A 13,104-nucleotide genomic window follows, 5' to 3' on the forward strand; every position below is an offset into this window, starting at 1 on the left:
CACAGCGATTGATTAGAGAGGCGAAGATATGAATTATTCGAACTCTCACATCTAACAAGATGAAAATAAATCTAATTAATATATAAAAAAAGCCATTCTATCTTCGCAGACAGAACGGCTTCATGTGTCGATAAGTTTCACTAACTCTTATTTAAAATTTTATTAGAAAACAGTATCGGGAGATAGATACATACTTACTCGATTACCTCGCCCTTCTCATTCAGAACAACCGTCTGTTCCTTCTGATCTTTGTCGACAAGGACGACTTTATACTTCTTAGCACCGTCGGCACCGGCAACATAGGCTTCCTTCACCGTACTGCCCTCGTAAGACTTGGCGATTGCATCCTGCACGGCCTGGGGAAGTTCCTTTACCTCGATTTTCACGAAATCGTCCTGCATTACGTTTTCGACTGATACCTGTACAGTCGATGCCTGTACACCTTGTGATGCGAATGCCACACATGCTACTACCGCTACCATTAAAACAATCTTTTTCATGACTCTAACAATTTAAAAGTTAATACCTAAGTGATTACTAAAACCTTTATTCAATCTGATAAAACAAGTACAAGGATCGTACCACAACAGCATGCCAAAAACATGATAAAGTGTCCCAGAGCTTACAAAATAAGGGGTAGAAAAAGAGCAAACCATCGGATACCCAACCATAAAACATGGGAAAAAGTGTAGAAGTCCGTGTATTTTTTCTACAATAAATGTGGCACACCTCTTCCAATCTCCATTTTAATTGTTAATTTAGCCACATCATTAATGAAATCTAATAAAATATGAATTTAAGTGATCCCAAAGATTGTCTGTATTGCCAGAACAATCAGACTTTACACGAGCTGATGATCGAAATCGCTCCTCTCTCGGTATCCAGACTGTTCCTGTTCAAGGAACAAACGTATCGCGGGCGTTGCCTGGTTGCCTACAAAGACCATGTACACGACTTGAACATGCTCAGCGACGAAGAACGGAACGCATTCATGGCCGATGTCGTACGGGTGACCCGCGCGATGCAGAAAATATTCAATCCGCAAAAGATCAATTACGGCGCTTATTCGGACAAACTGTCGCACCTTCATTTCCACCTGGCCCCGAAATATGAAGGAGGCCCTGACTTCGGCGGGACATTTACCATGAACCCGAAAAAAGTATACTTGACGGATGCGGAATACCAGGATATGGTTGAAAAGATCAAAGAGGCGTTATAAGGCAGGCACAGAAGTTGCAAAAGTGGACGCGGAAGATTTCCGGACATAACATATAGGAAGGTGTGTCAAAATCTCCTTGTCCCCGCACTTGATGCGGGGATGCAAAAGGACAGACCTTATCAATCAGACTTTTATAGGGCTGGTTTTAATGCGATCCCGCGTCAAGCGCGGGAACAGGATAGTTTCGACACACCTCTTACTCTATTAATGCTTCCGTGTCTGCTTACTTTACAAACGAAGACTTCAGCAGGTAATCGGCACTTTTCTTCACGCCTTCGAACTGATGTCCGCTACCCGTACCTTCCATTTCAACGAAATAGTCCTTATGGCCGTTTGCATAGAAATGCTTGAATATCTGCTCGAAGTTCATCATGCCGGAATCCCCCAGGACATAGCGGTCTTTGATATGGAGCACTTTGATACGGTCTGCATATTTCGTGATATACTCGACCGGATCCTGCTGGCCCATCACGGCCCAGTAAACGTCCATCTCAAAGAAAACCAATGACGGGTCCGTATTCGCCAGGAAGATGTCATACACTTTTTCGCCTTTGTTATGGCGTCCGAACTTCATTTCCGTGCCGCCGGGAACCACCTTGGCAAATTCCATGTCGTGATTGTGGTAACCGAACGGTATGCCGGCCGCTTTCACGATCTTTCCGGCTTCGTTGAAGACTTCACAAACAAATTTCGTTTCTTCCACGTTACGGGTACTGGGCTGGCCGGGCTGCACCAGATATTTCACTCCTAACTTGGCATGGTCGTCAGCCGTCTTCTTCCAGTATTCCTTTATTGTATTCAGGTTGTCTTTCGTGTATTCGCGAACAGGAGGATTCACATGCGAACTCAGAATCGTAATGCCGGCATCATCCGCCATCTTCTTGAAATCCATCAATTCGATATCACGGATCTTGCCTTTCCCATAACCGGCAAGTTCGATGGTCTGATACCCCATCTTTTTCAACTTCTTCATTCCTCCCGGAACATCCTTGTAAAGCTCGTCGCCTAAAGAATAGATTTGTAAACCGATGTTCTTGGCCGCCGTCGCTTCGAAAGCGGCAGATGTCGCAGGCTGCGCTGCAACGGCATTCCCTACCTTACCGGCCATCAGGCCACCCAACGTAAACAGGGACGCGTTTTTCAAAAAGTTTCTTCTATTGATCATGGTCTATTAAATTTAGATTGCTCCAAAGGTATGATTTTATTCTGGAAATCATACAAAAAGCCGTTTGAAAAAAAATCAAACGGCTTCCTGTTCTTTCTTCTGCACCTCAGATAAACTCGTTCACCGACGAGACGATGCTTCCGTCGAACAGATTGATGATCCGGTGGGCGAAACTGGCATCGTGCTTGGAGTGAGTCACCATGACGATCGTGGTCCCTTCCCGGTTCAGTTCGGTGAGCAATTGCATCACTTCGGCTCCGTTCTTCGAGTCCAGGTTACCGGTCGGCTCATCGGCGAGGATGATCTTCGGATTCGAAACGACAGCACGTGCGATGGCCACACGCTGCTGCTGTCCTCCGGAAAGCTGCTGCGGGAAATGGCCCGCGCGGTGGCTGATGTTCATCCTTTTCAGGATATCGTTCACCATCTGCTTACGCTCGCCGGCTTTTACTTTCAGGTAGGTAAGCGGGAGTTCCACGTTTTCGAACACGTTCAGTTCGTCGATCAGGTTGAAACTCTGGAACACGAAACCGATGTTGCCTTTGCGGACCTGCGTACGCTCCTTCTCCTTGAGATGCCCGACTTCCTTGCCTGCCAGGTAATAATCGCCCGAAGTCGGATTGTCCAGCAGCCCCAAGATATTCAGCAATGTAGATTTGCCACATCCGGAAGGTCCCATGATAGCCACAAACTCGCCATCTTTCACTTCCAGGGAAACATTATTCAATGCAATCGTCTCCACCTCTTCCGTACGGAAAAACTTACTTAAACCTTCGATCTTTATCATGACTTTCTGAATTATGTTTTTTTGATTTTATTCTGATTTTATGTTCTTTACCGGATTTTCGTTAGCGACATGCCAGTTCTGGTACGTCACCGTCATAAACGTGATCACGCCTACGGCCAGGAAAGCCAGCGGCAACACCCACCAATACATCGGCGTACGGTAGGCGAAATTCTCCAGCCAACGGTGTACGCCGTACCAGGCGACCGGAGCACCGAAGACGAAGCATATCAGCAAAATCCAGAAGTAGCTCACATTGAACATATACAAGATTTCTCCCGTCGTCGATCCCAACACCTTGCGCACGGCGATCTCTTTCCGCTTGTATTCGCTTTCGAACACGACAAGGCCGAACACGCCCACAATCGAGATAAAGATAGCGACAAGGCTGAACAAGGTGATCAAAGAACCGATCTTCAATTCCTTTTCGTAGGTATGCTGCAAAACCTCGTCATAGAAACGGACCACAAAAGGATACTCCGAATCGAACTTTTCCAGCGACTCGCGCACATGCTCCATTCCGGAGCGAAGGTCGCTTCCCGCCTTGAACTTCACATAGGCGGTATTATAATAGTTGCCTTCCTGCCCCCACTGGTATTTGCCCCAAAGATAGAAAGCCATCGGGGTAACTTCCTGGCGGAATGAGGCGAACTTGATATCCGGGATAAAACCGATGATCTCGTCACCGTCGATCTTTTCGTTCAACTTCAATTCGTACTGCGCCTTCGCCTTTTCGTTGAATATATAGCAACCCGTCTCCTTCTGATCGTCTTCCGGACGGAAATCACGACCTTCCTTGACCTCTATCCCCATCACTTTCAGGAAAGAAGAAGAAACAGGAAGACACTGGAAATTGATGTTGTTCCCATTATAGTCACGCCCCCATCCCATGTACTGGTCCTGGCTCGAAAGCAGGAATTGGGAATAGGTCACGTCCTGCACGCCGGAGAACGATTTCAACCGGTCCGTGAAAGCATCCCGGTTCTTATTTATAGTATTATTCAGATGCACGATAATCATCTCCTCCTTGTCATATCCCAACGGCGCATTCTGCATATAATGATTTTGCAGGTACATAAATAAAGAGCCGATAATCAGGATGAAAGAAGCCACAAACTGGACCCCCACCAGCACGCTCCTCATCCGGCGCCCGGCAAGCGAGAGGCCGAAGCTTCCTTTCAACACCAATGCCGGCGGGAAAGAGGTGACATAGTAGGAAGGATAAAGGCCGGCCAGCACTCCCACGATCGCCGCGATCACGGCCGTGCCGGCAATGATCATCGGCTGCGCCCCGAACGAGATGTCGGCATCCACCAGCGAGACTACCGGTGTTTTGGGGATTATGTATAAGAAAAGAAGCGAAAGCAGATAAGCAAACAGACTGACGCAGACCGCCTCTACCAACAAACTTCCACGCAACGTACGGTCGGAACTGCCCAGCACCTTCTGCGTGTTGATGCTCTTGATGCGCATAGGAGTCAGCGCCGTGCTGAAATTGGTAAAATTGATACCGGCGATAATAAGGATGACAAAAGCGATGGAGAAAAGCACCAGCAACGTCTGGCGGCTCGCTTTCGGCATCGAATCGAAATCCACGTTACTCAGGAAATGGACATCCGGCAAAGAGGTCAGGCGGAGATCCAAGCTATTCTCCTCCCCCCATTCGAACTCATTGCCGAAGGCTTCCTTCGCATTAAAATTACGCTTGAAATTGTCCAGCACCTCAGCCTTATCCATCCCCTCGCCCAGACGGACAAAGAAAAAATAATTCCAGTTTCCCCAGTTATCATAGTTTTCCTTCGGACTCATCGACGTGTACATGACGTTCTTCAAAGCAGAGTTACGGGGAAAATCCTTATATACGCCTTTCACGATTTTCGCATCTTCCATAGGATTGGCAGAGATCAGCTGCTTGCCTACCGCCGATTCGTCACCGAAGATCTTTCTCGCCATGCTTTCCGGAAGGACTACGCTGTTGGGCTCATCCAAAGAGCGCTCGCTTCCTTCGAGCATATCGAAACGGAACACTTCCAAGACTCCGGGAGTCACGTTCCACGCATCTTCCTTGTAGCTCGTCCGCTGTCCGCCATCCTCTATATAGAAAAAACGGCTTTCGGTCCAAGCACTCAAAAGGCATCCTTCCTCTATAAGAGGCGAAGACCCGGCAAACGCCCGCGCGAACGGACGGCAGATAATGGCTTGCGACCCTTTGCTTCCGTGTACGATATCCACCCGGAAAATAGCATCGGCGTTCCGGTGGCTGCGGTCGAACGTATAATCATAATTCACCTGCATCATAATGAGCATAAACGCCACAAAAGCAATGCTCAACCCCAGCACATTCAAAACAGAAGCCGTCTTGAACCGGCGGAGCACACTAAAGAAATTTCGCAAAATCGTTTTCATATCCAACTGTTTTGCTTCAATACTAACAAAAAATATGCCAAATAGCATAACGAGCAAATAATCAATAAAATAGATATCCAACAATTCGAACAGACTGTCTAATAATTAGACACCACTGTCTATTTTCTTGACACTTCCTCTTCCAATCCCGCATACTCCTCCCTGGCGTCGAAGCAAGGGCAGGCCTTGCGGATGTAAGGACTCAGTTGGCAATGTCCCACTATCTTCGCCTCCGGATAGTCCCGCCGGAGCTGGCGGAGCAGGTCGAGCAGCGAACATTTCTGGGCGTAGGTACGGGTGTCGGAAGGGGTTCCCGCCTCATCGAGGCCGCCTTCATAACAGATGCCGATGCTCCGGTCGTTCCACCCGGCTGCATGTGCGCCGATCTGGTTGACGGGACGGCAACGGTGGAGATAGCCGTCGCGGGTGATATAGAAATGATAGCCGATATCGGCAAATCCTCTCGCCTTGTGTGAAGCCCGCAAGGCCTCCACCGGGAAATCGCGGTCATAGCGCGTCGCGCTGCAATGAATTATCAGGAGGCGTACCTCCCGATAATTCTGATAGAAACATCCCGCCGTCATAACGAGCAGGCGCTTATGCCGAGCGCACCGGCAATGGCGCTGGCTACGGCGATGATCACTTTGAGGAGCACTCCCCAGACAGATTTCTTTTCGTTTTTTTGTTCCATGATGAGATTTATGATTTATGATTTGAAAAGCATGGGGCAGGGTCCTGCCCTACGCTTTTCTCTTGCTTTTAATTGTCAATTATCAATTGCTTAAAGTTCTCCCGGCCGGTCATCTTCGCCTCCGCTCCCGCCTCCTTCGTTCGGTTTCTTCGACAGGTCGACCGTCGTCTCGCCTGCCTTCTCGGCACGGAGTACGGCACGTACGGATGCACGGCTGGGTACGGGATTGAAACTCATACCGTTGAAGATCTTTTTCAGATCGTCGCCGGGAACGAACTGGATATTGACTCCGGTGATATTGGTGGCAGTAAACACCTCCGCGCTATCGGCTCCCCGGCTGGTCGCCTGCAAACGGAACTTGCCCAACTCGCCGAAATCGACCTGCTCCCCGTCGCGCAGGGCCTCGATCATATTCTCGACCACACTGATCAACACCGCTGAAACATCTGCACGGCTCACGGTCGTCTGGGCCGCGACACGTTGCGAAAGCCCTTTCAACGTAAGCTCCTTGCTGACCTGCGAACGGGCGTAGGCTTTCTTCGGATCGTCCGGCTTACGCGGATTGCCCAACAAAACAATACTGTAATTTAATGGCATAACCTTACTTTTTTTAAATGAATACTTCTCTGCTATTAATCTCTGAGACAAAGATACGGCAGGCGCAAAAGGCGATCGGGAGACAGAATGAGACAGTGTGAGCCAACCATGAATAAGGTTAGATATATAACCAATTCATGAGCAGAAACACTTCCGTATCCCAGATTTTTTCCGTATCTTTATAACCATACAATCAAACAGAAAAATCATGAAAATCCGTCCCTACAGCAAGAGCGAACTGGCACAGGCCTATGCACCGGAGATCACCTCCCAGTCCGCACTGAACCGGCTCGCCGCCTGGATACGCCTGAACCGCCCGCTCACGGAAGCGTTGCGACAGACCGGCTACTACACGAAACAACGGCTCTTCACCTCCCGGCAGGTGGCACTGATTTTCGAATATCTGGGAGAACCATAGGATGACTCCATGACACGCGGGGAACGCCACGCCTACGAAGAGCACCTCACCAACGTCGTGATCCTGGAAGACGCCATCGAGAATGCCAAGTGGGAAGGGCTCACAGAAGGAAAGGCAGAAGGCCTCGCAGAAGGTCTCGCAAAAGGTGAAGCGAAAGCCTTGCACCAGACCGCCGCCAACATGAAGCGGATGGGCATGGATGCCGCCGCCATTTCAAGCTGCACGGGGCTGACGGCCGAAGAGATCGGGAAGCTATAACCCTGCCACACCGCCCGGCATTCCCATGATTGCCGCCCGGCATTTGCAGGAATGCGGGCCGACGTTTGCAGGAACGCGGGCCGGCAATCATGGAAATGCCGGAAGACGGACCTTGCGGGATTTGACACAATTGGCACATTTGACATCGGTTTGCTAAACTATATATAGGTAATAATATATATTCAGGTATATATATACCTATGTAGGTATATTAAATAATTAATTATTTATCTCGCGTATATATATTTCTACAACCCTATGTCAAATGTGCCAATTGTGTCAAAAAAACGGGCCGGAAGCAAAAAATCACAATCCCAAAGCGCCGGATCTCCGTTCCCTGTCGATATCCTCCCCGGTCTTTTTCACAGTGATATAGCCCCTTTTCCCTTTATACCGGATCGATTCGAACTCCAGCCCCGCCATGATACGCCCGATTTTATTCGGACTCAGGGGGTAACGCAGGCAAGAACTGATCTGCTCCAGGATATCGGCCGCCGTGACGAAGATGCCCGCCTCGCCCTCGAACGGTTTGCGGAAATGAGTACGGATCAGGTCTTCTTCGAGGTTGGGGACTTCGAAGCGGCTGTTATGCATGTTCAGCTTCCGTATCTCCTCCTGCGAGAACCAGTGGCAGAAACCGCTTTTCCACAAGGCATAGGCCTGGCTGTAGACCAGCTCGTAAGGGATGGCATGCAGATGCGGATCCCGGATCTGCGACACCTCGAAAGGCAACCAGCGGCGGTTGCCGGTCGGGTCGGTCAGGAATTGGACATTATTGCCCGTGCCGCAAAACGAAGCGATATGCGGATGGCGTTCCTTGTTGCGCCCGTAGGCCGCCCGCTCGTTGACGTAGGGCATGGTGACCATCGCCTTCAACTGGTTCAACTCGGCAGGCCGCATGCCGTCGAGCTCCTCGAAACAGATCAGGGCGAATTCGGTAAGGGAAAAGAGATCGTCCTTATTCAGGCGGTCGCTGTTCGTCTTCGTATAGAAATAGCAGCGCAGTTCGGGTGGCAGCAGGAAGTTGAACCAGGTGGTTTTGTAAAGCCCCTGTTCGCCGATAAGGACCAGGATCTCATGGTTCACGACCGTATCGTCGAGCAGCGCGGGCAGTATGCCGACAAACCATTTCCGGAAATAGTCCCTAAACTCCGCCTGGTCGCTTTTGACATGCACCGTATCGGCCAGGTCGCCGATAGGGTCGCTCACGCCGTCCCATGATGGCAAATGGTCGAAATAGGATTGGAAAGGGTTGAAGAGGGGGACGAACTCGGAATGTATCACATTGTATATATCCGTCAGATAGACGCGTCCCACCGTTTTGTTCATCCGCCCCCAAAGCGTATTCACGTCACGGTCTGTCAGCGGCAGGAAGCCGGCCTCCTCCGTCCAGCGGATTTCACAATGGTGCGTGATGACATTGTGGCGGAACTCCGCCTGCGAAAGCAGGAACGCCTCGATCGCCTCCACCTCGGCCGGCTTGTTCGCCTCGTCTGCCTCCCGTCTGCCTTTGCCGCCAGCGCTCCGGGGCAGGCGCACGGAGCCATGCTCCTCCTCTCCCGCGTAGCAGGAACGGAAGGTGCTCTCGACGTTCTCCGCGCCATAATCGGCAAACGCCTCGACCGCCCATGCGACGGCCTCCGCCTCCGGCACGCCATAGAGGTTGAAGAGGTAGCCGGTGCGCATGACATATTCGTTATGGTGGCCCGGCTCATAGCGGATTCCTTCGTCCTCCAGCCGTTTTCCGGACACCTCGGCCGCCTTGCCCGCCGTTGCGGTATAGCGTCCCGGTTTCGCCTTCTGTCCTTTCGGCCGACCCGGTTTCGCGGAGGGAGCAGGCGGCAGCTTGACCTGGAGCGGCAGGGCTTCCGGATTGTAATAGGCGTCCGGATCATAAGCCGTACCGCTGATCCGTTCGGGATTCTTGCAACTGCTGTCGTATTCCAGCCCGGCGAGGCGGGCGAAAAGTTCGTTACCCTGTCGGTAGCCCTCCTGGTAGACCCGGAGCGTCTTCCGATCGGCAGGGTCGGCGTCCGCGACGGAACTGCCGTCTTCAAAGAGAAAAGCGTAAATGACGCGCAGCCCCCGTCCGCTGATCGTGTGGTAGGCCAAAAGGACATGGGGGTCGGCACAGACCGCCGCAAAAGCCTCCGCCATCCGTTCTTCCGGTATATGATCCAAATCGCAAAGGCTCAAACCGGTATAAGCCTTGATATGCATACGCTTCCTGCCTCCTTCGCATCGCACGGCGGGAGTGAAGGCGGGGCATGAAGTCTTTTCGCAGGCCGACATTTGCTTGTTTCCTACCCGGAGGTAGAAGCGGAATTTCTCGGTACGGTCACGCAAGTCGGAGTCGGTAGTGATGAGCCGGTAAACACGGTCCAACGTGATCTCCGATGGGGTTGTTTGCTTGAAATTGGCAAACAGGCTGAAAGATTTTTCCATAATACTATTAAAATTAATTATACATTTGCACTCGCTGTCATAAGCAGCATAAAAATACGGACTATCCGGCAAACAAAAGTTCCCACATAAGGGAACCGGACAACCGGAAACTTCCTGCTATTTAACTAATTATAACTCATATCATGACAAAAGACTTCAAAAATCCCGGCCTAATCAGCCAAGTTGCCGAATTCATCGACAAGAAAAGGATCGAAGAGGGCATCAGCATCGACACCCTCTGCCAATCGGCCCACATCAGCAAACGTATCTACATAGACTTTAAAAGGGGCTGAAGCCGGCAACGACGCTCCACTGGTTCTTCCGCCTCGCAAATGCCCTCAGCCTGCACACGGACGAAGAAAAATTCAAGGAAATATGGTTGGAAATCGCGAAAATAATGACTAACTTAGAGGAGTAAAACCAAATGGCGAATGATTGTCTTCCACCTGTTTTTCATAAAGCTGCTGATAGGAACGGTCCTGCATCTGACCGCCCCCCGGACACTCTTTCCGGAGGCCTGCTCCACCCTGCTCTATTCTTCCGACGGGCAGTTGTTAGGGGCACGGATCGCACCGGACGGGCAATGGCGTTTCCCTCCGGCAGACAGTCTTCCCGGCAAGTTCGTGACCTGCCTGCTGACCTACGAAGACAAACGTTTCTTCCGGCATTCGGGAGTAGACCCGGTTGCCATCGTCCGAGCCATGCGGATCAACCTCAGCCGGGGTAAGGTCGTCAGCGGGGGGAGCACGATCACCATGCAGCTGGCACGGATCGCGCGGGGCAACCGCGACCGTACCCTGTATGAAAAAATGGTCGAAACCGGCTACGCCCTTCTCCTGGAAACAGCCTTCGACAAACATCAGATCCTGAACCTCTATGCCTCGCACGCCCCGTTCGGAGGGAATGTGATAGGCATCGAGACGGCGGCCTGGCGCTATTTCGGGCGAAGCGCCGCCGACCTCTCGTGGGCCGAGAGCGCCACACTCGCCGTCCTGCCCAACTCGCCCGCCCTGATCCATCCCGGACGTAACCGGGCACGGCTGAAAGCCAAACGCGACAAGCTCCTGACCGCCTTAAAGGAGAGAGGGATACTGGACGAAACCGAATACGGGCTGTCGCTCCTCGAACCGCTTCCCGAAGCGCCCGTGCCTCTGCCCGACGAAGCCCCTCACCTGCTCGAACGGTTGGCGGCCGACGCTCCGGGAACGCGTATCACGACCTCCGTCAACCGGATGTTGCAACGCCAGACACAGGAGATCGTCAACCGCTACGCCCGCGACTACGCCTCCAACCACATCCATAACCTGGCCGCCCTCATCGCCGATGCCGAAACGGGCGAGGTGCTGGCCTATGCGGGAAACGTCACTTTCAAGGCCGACGCCCGCAAAGGGAACCAGGTAGACATCATCACTTCGCCGCGCAGCACGGGCAGCATCCTGAAGCCCTTTCTTTATGCCGCCATGCTGCACGACGGGCAGCTGCTCCCCGGTACGCTCGTTTCAGACGTTCCCCTGAACCTGAACGGCTTCTCGCCGCAAAACTACAACAAGACGTTCTACGGGGCGGTCCCGGCACACCGGGCGATCGAACGTTCGCTCAACGTCCCGCTGGTACGGATGCTTTCGGCCTACAACACGGGGCGGTTCATGTCGCTGCTGAAAAAGGCGGGCATGACCACGCTGCGCTTTTCCGAAGAGCATTACGGGGCTTCGCTGATCCTGGGAGGCGCCGAAGGGACGTTATGGGACCTCACCGGCATGTATGCTTCACTGGCGCGTACGCTCGCACATTACCGGACTTACAACGGGCGGTATGACCCGGCGGATATCCATCCGCTCACTCCTTACCCGGCTCCTCCGGCCGATCCGGTCCGCTCGGTCGCCGACAAAAGGCTTACGGACAAGCCGTTCCTCTCCGCCGCCTCCATCTGGTTCGCCTTCGAAGCGATGTCGGCGCTGAACCGCCCTGAAGAGGAGGCGGACTGGCAGCAATTCGGCTCCATGAAGCAGGTGGCCTGGAAAACGGGGACGAGCTATGGCGGACGGGACGCCTGGGCGATCGGGACAACCCCGCGCTATACGGTCGGCGTATGGGTGGGCAACGCTTCGGGAGAAGGCCGGCCGGGACTGACAGGCGTGGGCAATGCCGCTCCCGTCCTCTTCGACCTGTTCTCGCTCCTTCCGGGAAGCGGCTGGTTCGACATGCCTTACGACGAACTCCTCCCGATGGCCATCTGCCGTCTCAGCGGGCACAAGGCATCCGCTATCTGTGACCGGGTAGACACGCTCTACATGCCGCGCTCGGCCGACAAGACGGAAGTCTGCCCCTACCACCGGCTTGTCCATCTTTCTGCGGACGGCCGTTTCCGGGTGAACAGCTCGTGCGAATCGGTCGGCCGGATGATCGCACGCCCGTGGTTCGTACTGCCTCCTTCCGAAGAATATTATTACCGGAACTATCATATCGACTACGCTCCCCTGCCTCCTGTCAAACCGGGATGCGGCGAAGACAGGGGCCGGCAGATCGAACTGATCTATCCGGAGCATAACGCCATCCTTTATCTTCCGAAAGGCTTCTCCGGCAAACGGGAGCAGTTTGTCTTCAAAGCTGCCCACGCCCGTCCGGATGCCATCCTCTACTGGCATCTCGACGACACGTATGCCGGCGAAACGACAGACCACCACCAGATCAGCTTCTCCGCTTCCCCCGGCAAACATCGCCTGACGCTGATCGACGACCAGGGCAATCGAAAGACAATATCGTTCGAGGTGAAATAATCAAAACAGTTTCTAAAAAAGGCTCTTTCTGTAAAGTTTTTACTACCTTTGGCAGTCGCAAGTGAGATAGTTAGTGTTACATTAGTTTTTAAATATAATAAATTATGGCGAAGATAAAAGGAGCTGTTGTTGTAAACACAGAGCGATGCAAAGGATGTAACCTCTGCGTAGTAGCCTGCCCGTCGGATGTTCTCGAATTGCACCCGCGTGAAGTAAACAACAAGGGATACCATTATGTGTACATGAAAAACCCCGATGACTGCATCGGTTGTGCAAGCTGCGGGTTGGTTTGTCCGGACGGTTGTTTGACCATCTACAAGAAGAGAATTGACAATTGACAATGC

14 protein-coding genes are annotated in these 13,104 nt (G+C 52.2%); 6 read left to right on the forward strand and 8 right to left on the reverse strand.

What is annotated here, in order from left to right:
- Positions 1 to 194: 194 nt before the first annotated feature.
- Positions 195 to 500, reverse strand: a complete 306-nt coding sequence (locus KTG12_RS13475) for a hypothetical protein (RefSeq protein ID WP_005648700.1) — start codon at positions 498 to 500, stop codon at positions 195 to 197.
- A 290-nt stretch (positions 501 to 790) separates the two neighbouring features.
- On the opposite strand from KTG12_RS13475, the gene KTG12_RS13480 reads away from it, so the two are divergent.
- Positions 791 to 1,219 carry an HIT family protein gene (locus tag KTG12_RS13480; RefSeq protein WP_138273003.1) on the forward strand — a complete coding sequence of 143 codons (429 nt, stop codon included), beginning with the start codon at positions 791 to 793 and terminating at the stop codon, positions 1,217 to 1,219.
- Positions 1,220 to 1,442: 223 nt separating this feature from the next.
- Here the strand turns inward: KTG12_RS13480 and KTG12_RS13485 are convergent, their stop codons facing one another.
- The 6 genes from KTG12_RS13485 to KTG12_RS13510 all read right to left on the reverse strand — a co-directional run bounded on the left by KTG12_RS13485 (position 1,443) and on the right by KTG12_RS13510 (position 6,862).
- Positions 1,443 to 2,384, reverse strand: coding sequence for a sugar phosphate isomerase/epimerase (locus KTG12_RS13485; protein WP_005635257.1), 942 nt, complete (start codon positions 2,382 to 2,384; stop codon positions 1,443 to 1,445).
- A gap of 106 nt (positions 2,385 to 2,490) precedes the next feature.
- Entirely contained in the window at positions 2,491 to 3,171 is a 681-nt protein-coding gene (locus tag KTG12_RS13490; RefSeq protein WP_005635260.1) for an ABC transporter ATP-binding protein, read from the reverse strand.
- Positions 3,172 to 3,198: 27 nt separating this feature from the next.
- Positions 3,199 to 5,574 (reverse strand): ABC transporter permease, encoded by a 2,376-nt coding sequence (locus KTG12_RS13495; RefSeq protein ID WP_155144282.1) that lies wholly within the window; start codon positions 5,572 to 5,574, stop codon positions 3,199 to 3,201.
- 119 nt (positions 5,575 to 5,693) lie between these two features.
- Positions 5,694 to 6,158: an N-acetylmuramoyl-L-alanine amidase gene (locus KTG12_RS13500; RefSeq protein WP_005635265.1), complete on the reverse strand. Its 465-nt coding sequence runs from the start codon at positions 6,156 to 6,158 to the stop codon at positions 5,694 to 5,696.
- Positions 6,155 to 6,265, reverse strand: a complete 111-nt coding sequence (locus KTG12_RS22295) for a smalltalk protein (RefSeq protein WP_005635268.1) — start codon at positions 6,263 to 6,265, stop codon at positions 6,155 to 6,157. The genes KTG12_RS13500 and KTG12_RS22295 overlap by 4 nt, the downstream gene beginning before the upstream one ends.
- Positions 6,266 to 6,355: 90 nt before the next feature.
- Complete coding sequence (locus tag KTG12_RS13510; protein ID WP_005635270.1) at positions 6,356 to 6,862, reverse strand: HU family DNA-binding protein; 507 nt, start codon at positions 6,860 to 6,862, stop codon at positions 6,356 to 6,358.
- A gap of 208 nt (positions 6,863 to 7,070) precedes the next feature.
- Between KTG12_RS13510 and KTG12_RS13515 the strand changes: the two genes are divergently transcribed.
- The gene (locus KTG12_RS13515) at positions 7,071 to 7,280 is read left to right on the forward strand and encodes a DUF4248 domain-containing protein (RefSeq protein WP_154291681.1); all 210 of its coding nucleotides are present in this window, start codon (positions 7,071 to 7,073) and stop codon (positions 7,278 to 7,280) included.
- Between the two features lie 9 nt (positions 7,281 to 7,289).
- Positions 7,290 to 7,538: a hypothetical protein gene (locus tag KTG12_RS13520; protein WP_005647203.1), complete on the forward strand. Its 249-nt coding sequence runs from the start codon at positions 7,290 to 7,292 to the stop codon at positions 7,536 to 7,538.
- Between the two features lie 306 nt (positions 7,539 to 7,844).
- Here KTG12_RS13520 and KTG12_RS13525 read toward each other — a convergent pair whose 3' ends face one another.
- Positions 7,845 to 10,055 carry a BT4734/BF3469 family protein gene (locus tag KTG12_RS13525; protein WP_229101486.1) on the reverse strand — a complete coding sequence of 737 codons (2,211 nt, stop codon included), beginning with the start codon at positions 10,053 to 10,055 and terminating at the stop codon, positions 7,845 to 7,847.
- 71 nt (positions 10,056 to 10,126) lie between these two features.
- Here KTG12_RS13525 and KTG12_RS13530 point away from each other — a divergent pair, with 71 nt between their 5' ends.
- From KTG12_RS13530 to KTG12_RS13540, 3 genes are all read left to right on the forward strand, one after another.
- Positions 10,127 to 10,276, forward strand: a complete 150-nt coding sequence (locus tag KTG12_RS13530; RefSeq protein WP_005635280.1) for a hypothetical protein — start codon at positions 10,127 to 10,129, stop codon at positions 10,274 to 10,276.
- Positions 10,277 to 10,414: 138 nt separating this feature from the next.
- Positions 10,415 to 12,760, forward strand: coding sequence for a penicillin-binding protein 1C (gene pbpC, locus KTG12_RS13535; RefSeq protein WP_005648697.1), 2,346 nt, complete (start codon positions 10,415 to 10,417; stop codon positions 12,758 to 12,760).
- A 104-nt stretch (positions 12,761 to 12,864) separates the two neighbouring features.
- The gene (locus tag KTG12_RS13540) at positions 12,865 to 13,098 is read left to right on the forward strand and encodes a ferredoxin family protein (protein WP_005635283.1); all 234 of its coding nucleotides are present in this window, start codon (positions 12,865 to 12,867) and stop codon (positions 13,096 to 13,098) included.
- The last annotated feature ends 6 nt before the right edge of the window (positions 13,099 to 13,104 follow it).

The sequence above is a fragment of the Parabacteroides sp. MSK.9.14 genome (assembly GCF_019041495.1).
GTDB lineage: Bacteria > Bacteroidota > Bacteroidia > Bacteroidales > Tannerellaceae > Parabacteroides > Parabacteroides merdae.